This is a genomic window from Zobellella aerophila, assembly GCF_039539325.1.
Lineage (GTDB): Bacteria > Pseudomonadota > Gammaproteobacteria > Enterobacterales > Aeromonadaceae > Oceanimonas > Oceanimonas aerophila.
On sequence record NZ_BAABCX010000002.1, the window covers coordinates 376,858 to 390,586 of the forward strand.

Below are 13,729 nucleotides of genomic sequence, written 5' to 3' on the forward strand. Positions count from 1 at the left end.
TGGGCGCACAATAAGGCCAAAGGGAACGACTCCGCCAAGCTTCCGTTTCAGGAACGAAACGGAGAGCGTATGCGGATGTATCACCTTGCAACCCCCGTAAGGCCGGATTAATTCGGCCTTCGGCTTAAGGGCCAACGCCACCAACAGGCTGGGGATAGTATCAGAACTCCACTTTCACCAGGGTGGCGCAGCGGCGGGCCTTTTCTCTGGCAGTCTCAATATCTTCTGCACGGGCCAGGGCCACGCCCATGCGGCGCCGACCATTGATTTCCGGCTTGCCGAACAGGCGCAGCTCGGTATCCGGCTCGGCCAGGGCCTGTTGCAGGTTGCCAAAAGTCGTCTGCTTGGACTCCCCTTCCGGCAATATCACCGCCGAGGCGGAAGGACCATACTGGCGGATGAGCGGCACCGGCAGGCCGAGAATGGCCCTGGCATGCAGCGCAAACTCGGACAGGTTCTGAGAGCCCAGGGTCACCATGCCGGTATCGTGCGGACGGGGCGACACTTCACTGAACAGCACCTCGTCACCACGCACGAACAGCTCAACCCCGAACAGGCCATAACCACCGAGGGCACCGGTCACCAGTTCGGATATCCTCTGGGCCTCCTCAAGCGCCGCCGCACTCATCACCTGGGGCTGCCAAGACTCCCGATAGTCACCGTCTACCTGGATATGGCCGATGGGGGCGCAGAAGCTGGTGCCGCCGACATGACGCACCGTCAGCAGGGTGATCTCGTAGTCGAACTCGACAAAACCTTCCACGATAACCCGGCCGCCGCCGGCGCGACCGCCTTCCTGAGCGTACTGCCAGGCGGCCTCTATCTGATCTTCACGCTTGAGGGTGCTCTGGCCCTTGCCGGAAGAGCTCATCACCGGCTTGACCACACAAGGCAGGCCGATGTCGTCTACCGCCGCCCGGAATTCGTCCAGGGTACCGGCGAAGCGATAGGGCGAGGTCGCCAGGCTCAGCTCCTCGGCCGCCAGGCGGCGAATGCCTTCCCGGTTCATGGTCAGCTGGGTGGCACGGGCGGTGGGTATGACCCTGAAGCCCTCCCGCTCCAGTTCGGCCAGGGTGTCGGTGGCGATGGCTTCAATCTCGGGCACGATCAGGTGCGGCCGTTCCTGCTCGATCACCAATCGCAGGGCGGCACCGTCGAGCATGGAGATAACATGGGAACGATGGGCGACCTGCATCGCCGGGGCGTTGGCATAGCGATCCACCACGATCACCTCAACACCGAGACGCTGCAGCTCAATCACCACTTCCTTGCCCAGCTCGCCGCCGCCGCACATCAAAACCCGTGTCGCCGTCGCTGAAAGAGGAGTACCCAGAGTCACCATAGCAAAATCCCTGTTGAAAAAAATTGTGCGCATTATAGGAGCGATCAGCGGTCACTGGCCATCGTTCTGAACTTTTATGTAGCCGCTTGCCTGCCCTCCACTACCAATGGCGTCTGCTGCTCATCCCTTGATCCACAGATGGCGCTTGCCGAAGTCTGTCAGCAAGGCCCTTTGCCCACAAGGAACATACTCTCCATCAGCGCCGTCTCGAAAGCCAAGGGACTTATCTGGCCCATACTGACGTCCATCCACCAGTATCCGACCGATTATCAGGAATAAAAAATCAGGCTTGACAACGCCATTAGAAAGGATAAGTTCCAAAATGTAACCGGTTACACTATCCACATTAACAACTTTTGCACTTTCATGTAACGACAAGGACTGGAGGAAGCTATGGAGTGGTACATAGGATATACGATCGTATATTTCATGATGATGTTTGCGATCGGTGGATATTACTTCTTTAAGGTAAAAACATCCGATGCATACCTCATCGCCGGATGGAACATGGGGTACTGGAAGATAACGGGTACCCTGATCAGCACCTGGTGCGGGGCCGCGGCCTTCATTGGCTGGGTAGGCATGGGCTTTACCAAGGGGATATCGGGCTATTTCATGTTTGCCCTGCCCGGTATTCTGGTGAGTCTGCTGCTGATTATCTTCTTCAGCAGGCCTTTGAGAAGACTGAAATTGTTCACACTGGCCGATTTGTTCGGCAAGCGGTTCGGCAGGAAGGCCGGTGTGGTGCCATCGGTATTTTCGGCATTCATTTACTCCGTACCCGCCACCGCCCTGCAGATTGTCGGCATGAGCACGGTGTTCAATGTGATCTTCGGCATCGATATGGATACCGGTCTCATGCTGTCGTTTGCCCTGATCCTGGGCTTCACCATTCTCGGCGGGCTGGAAGCCACCATAGTGACCGATGCGCTGCAGAGTGTCATTGTCATTGCCGGCATCATCATCCTGGCCGTTTGCTCGGTCACCTACGCGGGAGGACTGGAAAACGCGCTGTTCAACACCCCCACCGAATTCCTGACACCGATCCCGGACGGCAGGGCCCTGGAGGTGGTCACCTTTGCGCTGACCGTGGCCCCCTTCTACCTGGTATGGCAATCGACCTGGCAACGGATTTTTGCCTCCAAGACGGAAGAAGTGGCAATCAAGGCGGGGGTCACCGGCTTCGGGCTGGTCATGCTGATCTCCTTCCTGCCCTACTGCATTGGGGTGCTGGCAAGACAGTTCGTCCCGCTTGATACCCGGGCAGATCTGGTCTTTTCCTTCGTGACCATGGAGCTGCTTCATCCGGCGATTGGCGGCATTGTCATTATCGGCCTGCTCTCGGCATTAATGACCGGTGCCGACTCCTATATCCTGCAAGGCAGCTCCAATATTTCCCACGATCTGTACTGTGGCTTTGTCAACAAACAGGCCACCGAGGCGCAGAAGATGAGGTCTGCCAGAGTCAGCGTGGTGATCATGTCGGTGCTGTCGCTGGGGGTGTCATTCATGATGACCGATATCATCTCCATGTATCAGTGGGCCTTGAGGATATCGGCAACCACGCTGATCTTCCCGTTCCTGGCCGCCATGTTCTGGAAACGGGTCACCGCCAGTGGCTGCATTGCCAGCATGATTGGCGCCATGAGCATCACCGTACTGTGGCCGCTGTTTGATACCGGCATCGATGCCGCTTATCCCGGCTTCTTTGTGTCCATCATGGCCCTGTGGGTCGTCAGCAAGCTGACCTCCCACAGTCGTGAAGAGGAGGCCAGGGCGTTTTACTGGAGTGGCATTAACCAGGAGGTGTCGAAAAACAGTTCACAGGTAACCGGTGATCAGGCAGCCAATTATACCATTGCCACAAAGTCTTAACCCTTACTCTCACTGTGCTGCCCCGCCTGCCGGGGCAGCATCTTTAACAACGGAAAACCAAGACATGACATTCAAGGTCACTAGCCCTTATACCGGAACGGCATCCTGGCAAAAGGGAAACATTCATGTGCATACCAGGGCAAATCCTGACAAACAGGGCAGCCAGATAGATTATGAATATGGTGGAGACTGTGATGACGTCATCAAGCAATCCCTGAGCGTCCCTTTCAATTTCGACTTTATCTGCACCTCCATTCACCCATATATCGACGCTATCGATACCTTTACCCAACCCATGGAACATGAGGACATTGTTGTTATCCCCGGCAGGGAAATACAGAACGACACCATCTATTATGGCCATTATGAGGGTGGCTACTTCCGGGACGAGAAAGCAAAGTACATACACGCCCTGACCATGGGAAGAGAAAACGGGGTATCCCTCTGTTGTCATCCCTGCTTCTTCGAAACCACCCGGCCTCGCGAAGGCGGAGAATGGAAAAACATTCTTGAAAGCCTGCTTTCCCCCTGTGCCCTGCTGAAAGACCTCAATCTGGTCGGCATAGAGGTTTACAATGGCCTGTCGATGCTGGAAGAAGATCAAGGAAGCAAGCCTTACTCCCCCCATTTCAGTGAACCCTGCTGGGATGACCTGCTCACCCGGGGCTACAAATGCCTGGGGTTTGCCGGCAATGACGAATTCTATCGTGAGCATTACATATATGAAAACTACGCGCCCCTGGGGTATATCCGGGTGGCCGGCGACAAGAACGAAACCAGCATACTGAACAACATCGGAGCCGGTAACTTCTATGCCAGCACCGGGGTTGAGCTGGATACCCTGCCGCTTGAGGTGACCGAAACGGATGAAGGATACGGGTTTCACCTTTCATCCCCGGCCGAGGTCATCTGGAAGGCGATCGTTTTCGAACAGCATGAGGATGGTTACACGTTGCAGAGCTATACCTCGGACATCACCGGTGCGTGGACTTTCACCCAAAGGAAAAAATGGAAATACATCCGCTTCCAGGCCTGCTCGCCCCTGGACGATAAAAAAAGGGCCTGGTTACAGCCCATCTATGGCCCCGACTGGGTGGATCACGGTTCCTGATATGGTTCCCGGCAATGTCATAGATCCACTCCTGCTTTCTTTATCCGCAAGCAGGAGCAGGGCCTCGTCATATCCGTATAGCAAAGGCGCGTCAGCTGGAGCCGGCACAGCCGTATCGTACATCAGCGACACTGTCCCTGATCACCAGTTCGGCATCAAGCAGAAAGGATGTCATTGGCGTACCATGCTCCAGGTGGCTGACAACAGATTCCGCGATCTTTCTCCCCATCTCGGTGACGGGAAGGTCAACCGTTGTCAATGAAGGGTTGGTGTACTCGGAAATCTCCAGGTTATCAAAACCCACCACAGACATGTCCCGGGGCACGACAACGCCCTTTTTCTCCATGGCCAGCAGCACGCCTATGGCGAGCACATCACTCAAACAGAGCAAGGCGGTGGCCCCGAAGAATGCCTTGCCTGCCTTCCCCCCGAGACTCTCGCACACATATTCATAGGCCGACCGGGTATTCAGGCCGAGTATCTGTGATGGCAGCTGGTATCCGGGGCCGAAATGTTGCTTAAGCTCATCCGTTACCCCCTTGAATCTCAGCATGGTACGATCATTGTCCTCCAGTGATCCGCTTAGCAGGAGAATATTCCGGTGCCCATGGCTGATCAGATAACGGGCCACCTTACGGCCCAGCAAGTAGTTATCATACCCAATAGTCGGGTGTTCCACTGCCTCATCGTAGACACTGCTGAATACATAGGGAATTTCAGACCTGCGCAAATAATCCAATATCTCGGCATCATGGCTCAGGCCTGGCAATATCAGGGCTTCAACGCCAATATTGGCCAGTTCCCTGACCTTCAGGCTTTCAGGGATTGTCCCCTTCCTTGTGGTTGAGACAACCAGGTTGTAGTTCCGCTCTGCCAGTGATGACTCCAGCGCATCAATAAACTTGGCATAAATGAGGTTTTCCAGCGTCGGCACGACAATGCCAATTGCGCGAGTGTGGCTGGTGGAAAGCGCCCTTGCGGAGCTGTTCGGGATGAAATTGAGCTGTTCTGCGGCCAACCTGACTTTTTCCGCAGTCTCAGGCGATACCTTATCTGGCGTGTTCAAGACTCTGGATACAGTGGCCACAGAAACCCCCGCCAGGCTTGCAACCTGTCTGACACCAGCCCTCTTGTGTTTACTCATATGGTTATTTCCGTTGCTTACTATGGGAGGGGGATCACCCTGAACTATATAACTGACCCTAATCGCCCTGCATCGATCGGGCACCGCACGAGACTGCCGATCATACTCCCCGAGTTTATCGACCGGCGCCAACCGGTTCAATGCCCGCAACGGAACAGGACGCCGGCCAGACTGGTCCCATTTGAGGGCTGCTTTCGCTCATTCCGAGTGATACCACAAAGGCTTCCCTGCCCCTGATCTGCCAGCCCAATCAGAAACCGGCTATTCCGCCATCACACTCCGAAAGGTCTTTAACCGCAAGGCGTTACCCACCACGAAGACACTCGACATGGCCATGGCGCCGGCCGCCAGCATGGGCGACAGCAGCAGCCCGTAGAGGGGATACAGGGCGCCGGCCGCCAGCGGGATCAGACAGACATTGTAGGCGAAGGCCCAGAACAGGTTCTGGCGGATATTGCGCAGGGTGGCCTGGCTGACGGCCAGGGCGTTGGGCACGGCGCGCAGATCACCGCTCATCAGCACCACATCCGCCGATTCGATGGCGATATCGGTGCCGGTGCCGATGGCCAGCCCCACATCGGCCTCGGCCAATGCCGGCGCATCGTTGATGCCGTCGCCGACAAAGGCCACGGCGCCAAACCGCTCGCGCAATCGCTTTAACGCCTCGACCTTGCCGTCCGGCATCACCTCGGCCACCACCTCGTCGATCCCCAGCCGGTCGGCGATGGCGTTGGCCGTGCCGCTGTTGTCGCCGGTGATCATCGCCACCTTAAGGCCCAGCTCATGCAGGGCACCGATGGCCGCCGGAGTGCCCTCCTTGATCGGATCGGCCACCGCGAGCACTGCCGCCAGTTTGCCGTCGATGGCGGCATAGAGCGGACTTTTTCCTTCATTTGCCAGCTTTTCCGCCGACGCCTTAAAGGCATTAAGGTCATGGCCCTGCTGTTTAAGATAGCGATCCGCACCGACCTCTACCCGCCGTCCCTTGACGATGGCACACACCCCCATGCCGGTCAGGGTCTTGAAATCCTCGGGTTCGGCTAACTTCAGCTCCCGCTTCCGGGCCGCCGCCACTATGGCCTCGGCAATCGGGTGTTCCGAGTGTTGCTCCACCGACGCCACCAGCGCCAGCACTTCCTCCTCGTCAAGATCGGACAACACCTGAAGATCGGTCAACTCCGGCTGGCCCTTGGTCAGGGTGCCTGTCTTATCGAAGGCAACCACCTTGCTGTTGCGCAGGCTCTGCAAGGCTTGGCCCTTGCGGAACAGCACCCCCAGTTCAGCGGCCCGGCCGGTGCCCACCATGATCGAGGTGGGGGTAGCCAGCCCCATGGCACAGGGGCAGGCGATGATCAGCACGGCAACGCCATTGATCAAGGCGAAGGTCAGCGCCGGGCTCGGCCCAAGCCACAGCCACAGCACAAAGGTCAGTGTCGCCACCACCATCACCACCGGCACGAATACCGCCGTCACCTTATCGACCAATGCCTGGATCGGCAACTTGGCTCCCTGGGCCTGTTCCACCATGCGAATGATCTGGGCCAGCAGGGTATCGCCGCCCACCTTGGTGGCCTCGAAAGTCAGGGCGCCGTTCTTGTTGATGGTACCGCCGACCACCTCGTCCCCCACTTCCTTGGCCACCGGCACCGGCTCGCCGGTGAGCATGGACTCGTCCACATAGGAGCTGCCCTCCTGCACAGTGCCATCCACCGGCACCCGCTCACCGGGGCGCACCAGCACAAGGTCGCCGACCTGAACCTGGGCTAACGGTAGCTCCAGCGTTTCATCATTGCGCCGCACCCGGGCGGTTTTTACCTGCAGGCTCAGCAGCCGCTGGATGGCCTCACCGGTTCGGCCCTTGGCCCTGGCTTCCAGATAGCGGCCCAGCAGGATCAGGGTAATGATCACCGCCGCCGCCTCGAAATACACCTGCCGGGTGCCGGCCGGCAGCAGGGTTCCGGCGAAAGTGGCCACCACCGAAAAGCCCCATGCCGCCAGGCTGCCCAGCGCCACCAAGGAGTTCATGTCGGGGGCGGCGCGAAACAGGGCCGGCAAGCCGTGCATGAGAAAACGCCGTCCCGGTCCGAACAATACCAGGGTGGTCAGCACAAACTGGATGCCCCAGTTCAGGGGTTGCCCCAGGGTCGCCATAATCCATTGATGCATGCCCGGTATGAAGTGCGCCCCCATTTCCAGTACAAACACCGGCAGTGTCAGCGCTGCCGACAGCCAGAACGCCCGCTTAAGCCGGTGCTGTTCCTGCTCCCGACGCACATTGTCATTATCATGATCCCGTCCGACCGACAGGGAGGCGGCATCGTAGCCGGCCTGGCGCACCACGGCGACCAGCCGGCCGCCGTCCAGGTTACCGGCCAGCGCCTCGATCAGCGCGGTTTCGGCCGCCAGGTTGACGCTGGCCGAAATCACCCCGGGCTGCTGCCGCAACGCCTTTTCCACCCGCCCGACACAGGAAGCACAGCTCATGCCGATGATCGACAGCTCGAACTGCTCGGTACGGGTCTGATAGCCGGCCTGTTCGATCGCCTCGGTCAGCACGCTGGCCGGGGTGCCGGACACCAGGCTCACTTCGGCCTTGTCACTGGCCAGATTCACCGTTGCCTCGAGTACCCCCGGCGCCTTCTGCAGCGCCTGCTCCACCCGTCTGACACAGGAGGCACAGCTCATCCCCGAAATCGGCAACTGCACGCTGAGGGCCGGCGCTTTTCCGGCAGCATCCGCGGCCGTAGTGGTAAATGACGTCATCTTGTTATCCTCGCGATGAATATCTCATGTTCACCTTAAGGCTTCCCATCATGGGAAGGTCAAGCACACGAACACTATTTTTTAGCAGGCTCTCCGGGTAAGGAGGGTTCTGACGAGGACAGCTGGTCGAGGATGGCGCAGTCTGGCTGCTCGTCACCCGGACAGGCGGCAATCATCCGCTGCAGGGTCGCCTGCATCAAAGCCAGCTCGCGCATCTTGTTTTCCACCTCCTGCAGGTGTTGCTGCGCCACCCGCTTGACCTCCCGGCTGGGGCGGTCAGGGTCCTGCCACAGGGTCAGCAACGCGTCTATCTGGCGGATAGAGAAGCCGAGCAGCCGGGACTGACGGATAAACCTGAGCACTTCTATGTTCTGCTCGTCATATTGCCGGTAGCCGGCCTCGGTACGACCGGCCGGCTTCAGCAGTTCGATCTGTTCGTAATGACGGATCATCTTGGCCGATACCCTGGCCTGTTTCGCGGCTTCACCTATGTTCATCTCTACTCTCCAGGAAAAATAAAAACCCGGCACTGCGCCGGGCTCTGGATGCTTATGCGGGCCGGTAGCCGGCCTCGGTCAAGGCTTCGGCCAGTTCCTCGCGGGAACAATGGCTCTCTACCTTGATGCTATGGCTGGGCAGATCGAATTCCAGCTCACAGGCTGGATCCAGCTCCGTCAGAGCCTTGTTAATCACGCCGACACAGTGGCCACAGGTCATCTCGGGCAGGGTAAAACAGATCATCATGGTTTCCTCATTTGGCGGTATTGCCCTGCCCAATATCAACCTTACCATTATGGCAAGGTCAAGCATTTTTTGTCTGAGGAGGCGGCGTTTTGCACAATAAAAAAGGCGGGCACCAGGCCCGCCAAAGATTTGATGACTCGACGTTACTCAATTGTCTAGATCAATTCCGCCAGTGACGCTTCCAGCAGATCCAGACCTTCATTTACCAACTCCAACGGAGAGGTCAAGGGCGGCAAAAAGCGAATGACGTTGCCCCGTACCCCACAGGACAACATCAGTACTCCCTTTTCGATACCCTTGGCGACAAGTGCCTTGGTCAGTTCGGCATTGGGCTGGTCAACATCCCCATCGTTGACCAGCTCCATCGCCACCATGGCACCCAGGTTGCGCACCTGCCCAATGTGCGCGGGATACTTGGCCTGCAGCGCAGACAAGCGGCGGTTCATCAGCTCGCCGATGGCCAGCGCCTTCTGGCAAAGCTGTTCTTCTTCGATCACCTTCAGCACTTCCAGGGCCGCCGCGCAGGCCAGCGGGAAGGCCGCATAGGTGCCGCCCAGGCCGCCCGGATTGGCGGCATCCATGATGTCGGCCTTGCCGACTACTGCCGCCAGCGGGAAACCGCCGGCAATGCCCTTGGCCATGGTCATCAGATCCGGCTCGATACCGGCGTATTCGGTGGCGAACAACTTGCCGGTACGGCCGAAACCGGTCTGGATCTCGTCGCAGATCAGCATGATGCCATGCTGATCACACAGTTGACGCAGTGCCTGCAGGAATTCGGGTGGCGCCTGGTAGAAGCCCCCCTCGCCCTGTACCGGCTCGATGATGATGGCAGCCACGCGGCCCGGCTCGATATCGCAATGGAACAGCTCGTCCAGCGCCTTCAGCGACTGGGCCATGGTCACACCGTGATAGGCATTGGGATAAGGCAGGTGATAGATCTCGCCCGGGAAAGGACCGAAGCCCGCCTTGTAAGGCGCCACCTTGCCGGTCAGGCCCATGGCCATATTGGTACGGCCGTGAAAACCGCCGTTAAAGGCGATGATGCCGCTGCGCTTGGTGTGGGCGCGGGCGACCTTGACCGCGTTTTCCACCGCCTCGGCACCTGTGGTAACGAAGATGGCCTTCTTCGGGGTATTGCCCGGCGCCAGCTGCACCAGCTGCTCGGCCAGTTCCACCACGTTCTCATAGGGGGTGACCATGGCGCAGGTGTGGCTGAAGCGCTCCAGCTGCTCGGCCACCGCCGCCTTGATACGCGGATGAGAGTGGCCGGTGTTGACCACGGCGATGCCGGCGGCGAAATCGATGAAACGACGGCCTTCCACATCCCAGATCTCGTTGTTCAGGGCGCGCTCGACATACACCGCGGCCATGTTGCCCATGCCCCGGGCAAAGACGGCATCTTTGCGTTGTTGCAGCTCTTGGTTCTTGCTCATGATCATCTCTCCCATTAATTCGGTATTAGCGAGTACCCCCGCAGACCGGAGGCTTATTACAGAGGTGACTTGCCTATTCAATTTTCCTCACCGGATCCGAGTTAATTCACATCGGCTCCGATGCCGGTTGTTAATAAATAACCTATTTGGTATTGCTCATCGCTTTTTCTAACTGATAGCTATTTGCCGCTCCCCGGCTTTTTCTCATATTAAACATGAGTAACAAGCCGACTCCCCACCAGCCTGCAAAGATAAGCCACTCATAGGGCCAGATAAGCGCCGCCGGCATACCCGGCAGATAAAGGGCAACAAACAACAGGCTGAAGGCAACCGCAGCCCAGCCGATGGCATTCGATTTGCCGGCCCGGAAAGGACGTACCATATCCGGCTCCGAGTAACGCAACTTGACAAAGGCCACGGCCACCAGGAAATAGGCCAGTACTATGGCCAGGCCACCCGCATCCACCAGCCAGACCAGCATGGGCCGACCAAGCAGAGGGGCCAATGTAGAGAGCGCACCGATAAACAAAATGGCATTGACGGGCGTGCCATATTTCGGGTGCAGGCGGGCAAACCAGGCCGGGATCATGTTACGTTCGGCCATGGCATATAAAATGCGGCTACCGCCAATTATAAAAGAGTTCCAGCTGGTAATAATACCTGCCACCCCACCTAAAATCAGAATGATACCGAAGGCTCCATGCCCGAACACATTGGTCATGGCATCGGCGGTAGGCAGCACGGAGTTTATCAACGAGGCTTGATCCAGCCCGAAACCGACCGCAAAAATGATGGCCACATACCAAATAACGGCGGCAGCGACCGAGACAATCAAAATACGACCAATGGACTTGGGTGGGATCTTCATCTCTTCTGCTGTCTGGGGGATAACATCAAAACCCACAAACATAAAGGGTGTCATGATCGCCACGGTCAATACCCCAGCCATGCCTCCGATAAACAGGGGATCGGCATTTTCCGCACTGCCGTTAACGGCCGAACCAAAAATAAGCATCAAACCGATAATGGCAATAATGATCGTCAATACCATCTGTAAAAAGGCGGCAAACTTGACGCCAACCAGATTAACCATGGTTATGAACACCGAGCCCAGCATACCGACCAGCACCCAGGATGCATAAACATCATAGCCATTAATCGAATACATAAACCCGGTTTTATAGTCGGGAAAGATATATTCAATCACGGTAGGCAGGGCAACCGCCTCAAATGAAACAACGGAAATATAGCCCAGTGCCAACGCCCAAGAGGCAATAAACGCCGCTTTATAGCCCATGCCCCGTAACACATAAATCAGGGCGCCCCCCGTGGTCGGCATGGCCGACGCCAGTTCGGCATAGGCCAGTCCCACAAAAATAACCAGCACACCGCCCAATACAAACGCCGTCATGGCCCCCAAGGTGCCTGCTTCAATGACCCAATTGCCGGACAGGACCACCCATCCCCAGCCGATCATGGCACCAAATGCCAGAAACAACACATCCAGCCTGGTAAGTACCTTATTTACATTCTGTTCATTCTGCACTCGGACGTTCCTTTACAACCATGTCCTATTGGCTTACATAGTCAGCGTCATTATTCATTAACGATGATGGACAGTATTCAAAGATGTCCATTTCACTATGTAATTACTGCTTTGCATTCATTGAACAAGCCGGCATCTGCTCATTGCCGGCTTGTCTTTATTCAGGAAAATACTAGCGGATACCGCCCATACACAGGTATTTGGTTTCCATGTAATCTTCCAGGCCCTGGGAGGACCCTTCCCGACCCAGACCGGATTCCTTGACTCCTCCGAAGGGGGCAATTTCGTTGGAAAGAATGCCTTCGTTGATACCTACCATGCCGTATTCCAGCGCCTCGGCCAGTTTCCAGATGCGGCTGTGGCTTTCGGTAAAGAAATAGGCAGCCAGACCGTAGGGAGTATCATTGGCGATAGCGATGGCCTCGGCGTCATCCTTGAAGCGGATAACCGGGGCCACCGGGCCGAAGATCTCCTGGCGGGCGATCTCCATGCTCTGGGTCACATTGGTCAGTATGGTCGGGGCAAAGAACAGCTCGCCCGCCGGATGGCGCCGGCCACCGGTGACCAGGCTGGCGCCCTCAGACTGAGCCTTGTCGACCATGGACGCGATTTTATCGACCGCCGCCTTGTTGATCACCGGCCCCAGGGTGCTGGTATCCTCCAGGCCGTTACCGACCACCAGCTTCTCTACCGCTTCCTTGAAACGGGCGACGAAGGCATCGTGGATGCCGTCCTGCACCAGGATCCGGTTGGCACAGACGCAGGTCTGGCCGGCATTGCGGAACTTGGAGATCACGGCGCCGGCCACGGCGGCGTCCAGATCCGCATCATCGAACACGATAAAGGGGGCGTTACCACCCAGCTCCAGACTTAGTTTCTTCACGGTAGCAGCGCTCTGGCCATAGAGCAGCTTGCCGACCCGGGTGGAGCCGGTGAACGACAGCTTGCGCACCCGGCTGTCGTCGGTCAGCACCTGGCCAACCGCCGCGGCCTGACTGGAGGTGACCATGTTGATCACGCCGGCGGGAATACCGGCCTGCTCGGCCAACGCCATCAGCGCCAGGGCGGAGAAGGGGGTTTCTTCGGAAGGCTTGACCACTATGGTACAACCCGCCGCCAGGGCCGGACCTATCTTGCGGGTGATCATCGCATTGGGGAAGTTCCAGGGCGTGATCGCCGCCACCACGCCGATGGGCTGCTGAACACTCAGCGCACGCTTGTCTGCGGTGGGTGCGGCAAAGACCTTGCCGTAGGCACGCTTACCTTCTTCGGCGTACCACTCGATATAGGAAGCGCCGTACAGTACCTCGCCCCGGGTCTCGAACAGGGGCTTGCCCTGCTCCAGAGTCATCAGCCGGGCCAGATCTTCCTTGTGCTCGATGATAAGGTCATACCAGCAACGCAGCAGGCGGGCCCTCTCCTTGGGGGCCACATCCCGCCAGCTGACCAGCGCCTGGCTGGCCGCATCGATGGCGGCACGAGTTTCAAGGATACCCATGTCCGGCACCTGTCCCAGGGTTTCGCCGGTGGCGGGATTGGTGACGGTAATGGTGGCGCCGTTTTCGGCCTCGCACCACTGGCCGTTAATATATCCGGCCTGCTTGATTAAACTGTTGTTCACTGAAGAGATGCTCATTCGGATTCCGCCCTCGGTGTTGATTCATCCTTGCCCGGGGCAACCGGGCCAGCATATTGGCCTTGACCCGCCACGAATTCACCATAACATCCGGTATTAGTCCGGGATGGTGCCGTTCGTTGCCGACATTGG

10 protein-coding genes are annotated in these 13,729 nt (G+C 57.8%); 2 read left to right on the plus strand and 8 right to left on the minus strand.

Going from position 1 to position 13,729, the window contains the following annotated elements; translation table 11 throughout:
- Nucleotides 1-160: 160 nt before the first annotated feature.
- Nucleotides 161-1,342 (minus strand): formate-dependent phosphoribosylglycinamide formyltransferase, encoded by a 1,182-nt coding sequence (gene purT / locus ABD806_RS09410; RefSeq protein WP_344957229.1) that lies wholly within the window; start codon nt 1,340-1,342, stop codon nt 161-163.
- Nucleotides 1,343-1,777: 435 nt separating this feature from the next.
- On the opposite strand from purT, the gene ABD806_RS09415 reads away from it, so the two are divergent.
- Nucleotides 1,778-3,217, plus strand: coding sequence for a sodium:solute symporter family protein (locus ABD806_RS09415; protein WP_344958046.1), 1,440 nt, complete (start codon nt 1,778-1,780; stop codon nt 3,215-3,217).
- 127 nt (nt 3,218-3,344) lie between these two features.
- Nucleotides 3,345-4,328, plus strand: coding sequence for a CehA/McbA family metallohydrolase domain-containing protein (locus ABD806_RS09420; protein ID WP_344957231.1), 984 nt, complete (start codon nt 3,345-3,347; stop codon nt 4,326-4,328).
- A gap of 91 nt (nt 4,329-4,419) precedes the next feature.
- Here the strand turns inward: ABD806_RS09420 and ABD806_RS09425 are convergent, their stop codons facing one another.
- From ABD806_RS09425 to ABD806_RS09455, 7 genes are all read right to left on the minus strand, one after another.
- On the minus strand, nt 4,420-5,472 hold the full coding sequence (locus tag ABD806_RS09425) for a LacI family DNA-binding transcriptional regulator (RefSeq protein ID WP_344957233.1): 1,053 nt from the start codon (nt 5,470-5,472) through the stop codon (nt 4,420-4,422).
- Nucleotides 5,473-5,733: 261 nt separating this feature from the next.
- Complete coding sequence (locus tag ABD806_RS09430; protein WP_344957235.1) at nt 5,734-8,235, minus strand: heavy metal translocating P-type ATPase; 2,502 nt, start codon at nt 8,233-8,235, stop codon at nt 5,734-5,736.
- Between the two features lie 74 nt (nt 8,236-8,309).
- On the minus strand, nt 8,310-8,732 hold the full coding sequence (gene cueR / locus ABD806_RS09435) for a Cu(I)-responsive transcriptional regulator (RefSeq protein WP_344957237.1): 423 nt from the start codon (nt 8,730-8,732) through the stop codon (nt 8,310-8,312).
- A gap of 52 nt (nt 8,733-8,784) precedes the next feature.
- Nucleotides 8,785-8,979: a heavy-metal-associated domain-containing protein gene (locus ABD806_RS09440; RefSeq protein WP_344957239.1), complete on the minus strand. Its 195-nt coding sequence runs from the start codon at nt 8,977-8,979 to the stop codon at nt 8,785-8,787.
- A 155-nt stretch (nt 8,980-9,134) separates the two neighbouring features.
- Nucleotides 9,135-10,415 (minus strand): 4-aminobutyrate--2-oxoglutarate transaminase, encoded by a 1,281-nt coding sequence (gene gabT, locus ABD806_RS09445; protein ID WP_344957241.1) that lies wholly within the window; start codon nt 10,413-10,415, stop codon nt 9,135-9,137.
- A gap of 142 nt (nt 10,416-10,557) precedes the next feature.
- On the minus strand, nt 10,558-11,961 hold the full coding sequence (locus tag ABD806_RS09450; RefSeq protein ID WP_344957244.1) for an APC family permease: 1,404 nt from the start codon (nt 11,959-11,961) through the stop codon (nt 10,558-10,560).
- Nucleotides 11,962-12,133: 172 nt separating this feature from the next.
- Entirely contained in the window at nt 12,134-13,597 is a 1,464-nt protein-coding gene (locus ABD806_RS09455; protein ID WP_344957246.1) for an NAD-dependent succinate-semialdehyde dehydrogenase, read from the minus strand.
- Between the last annotated feature and the right edge of the window lie 132 nt (nt 13,598-13,729).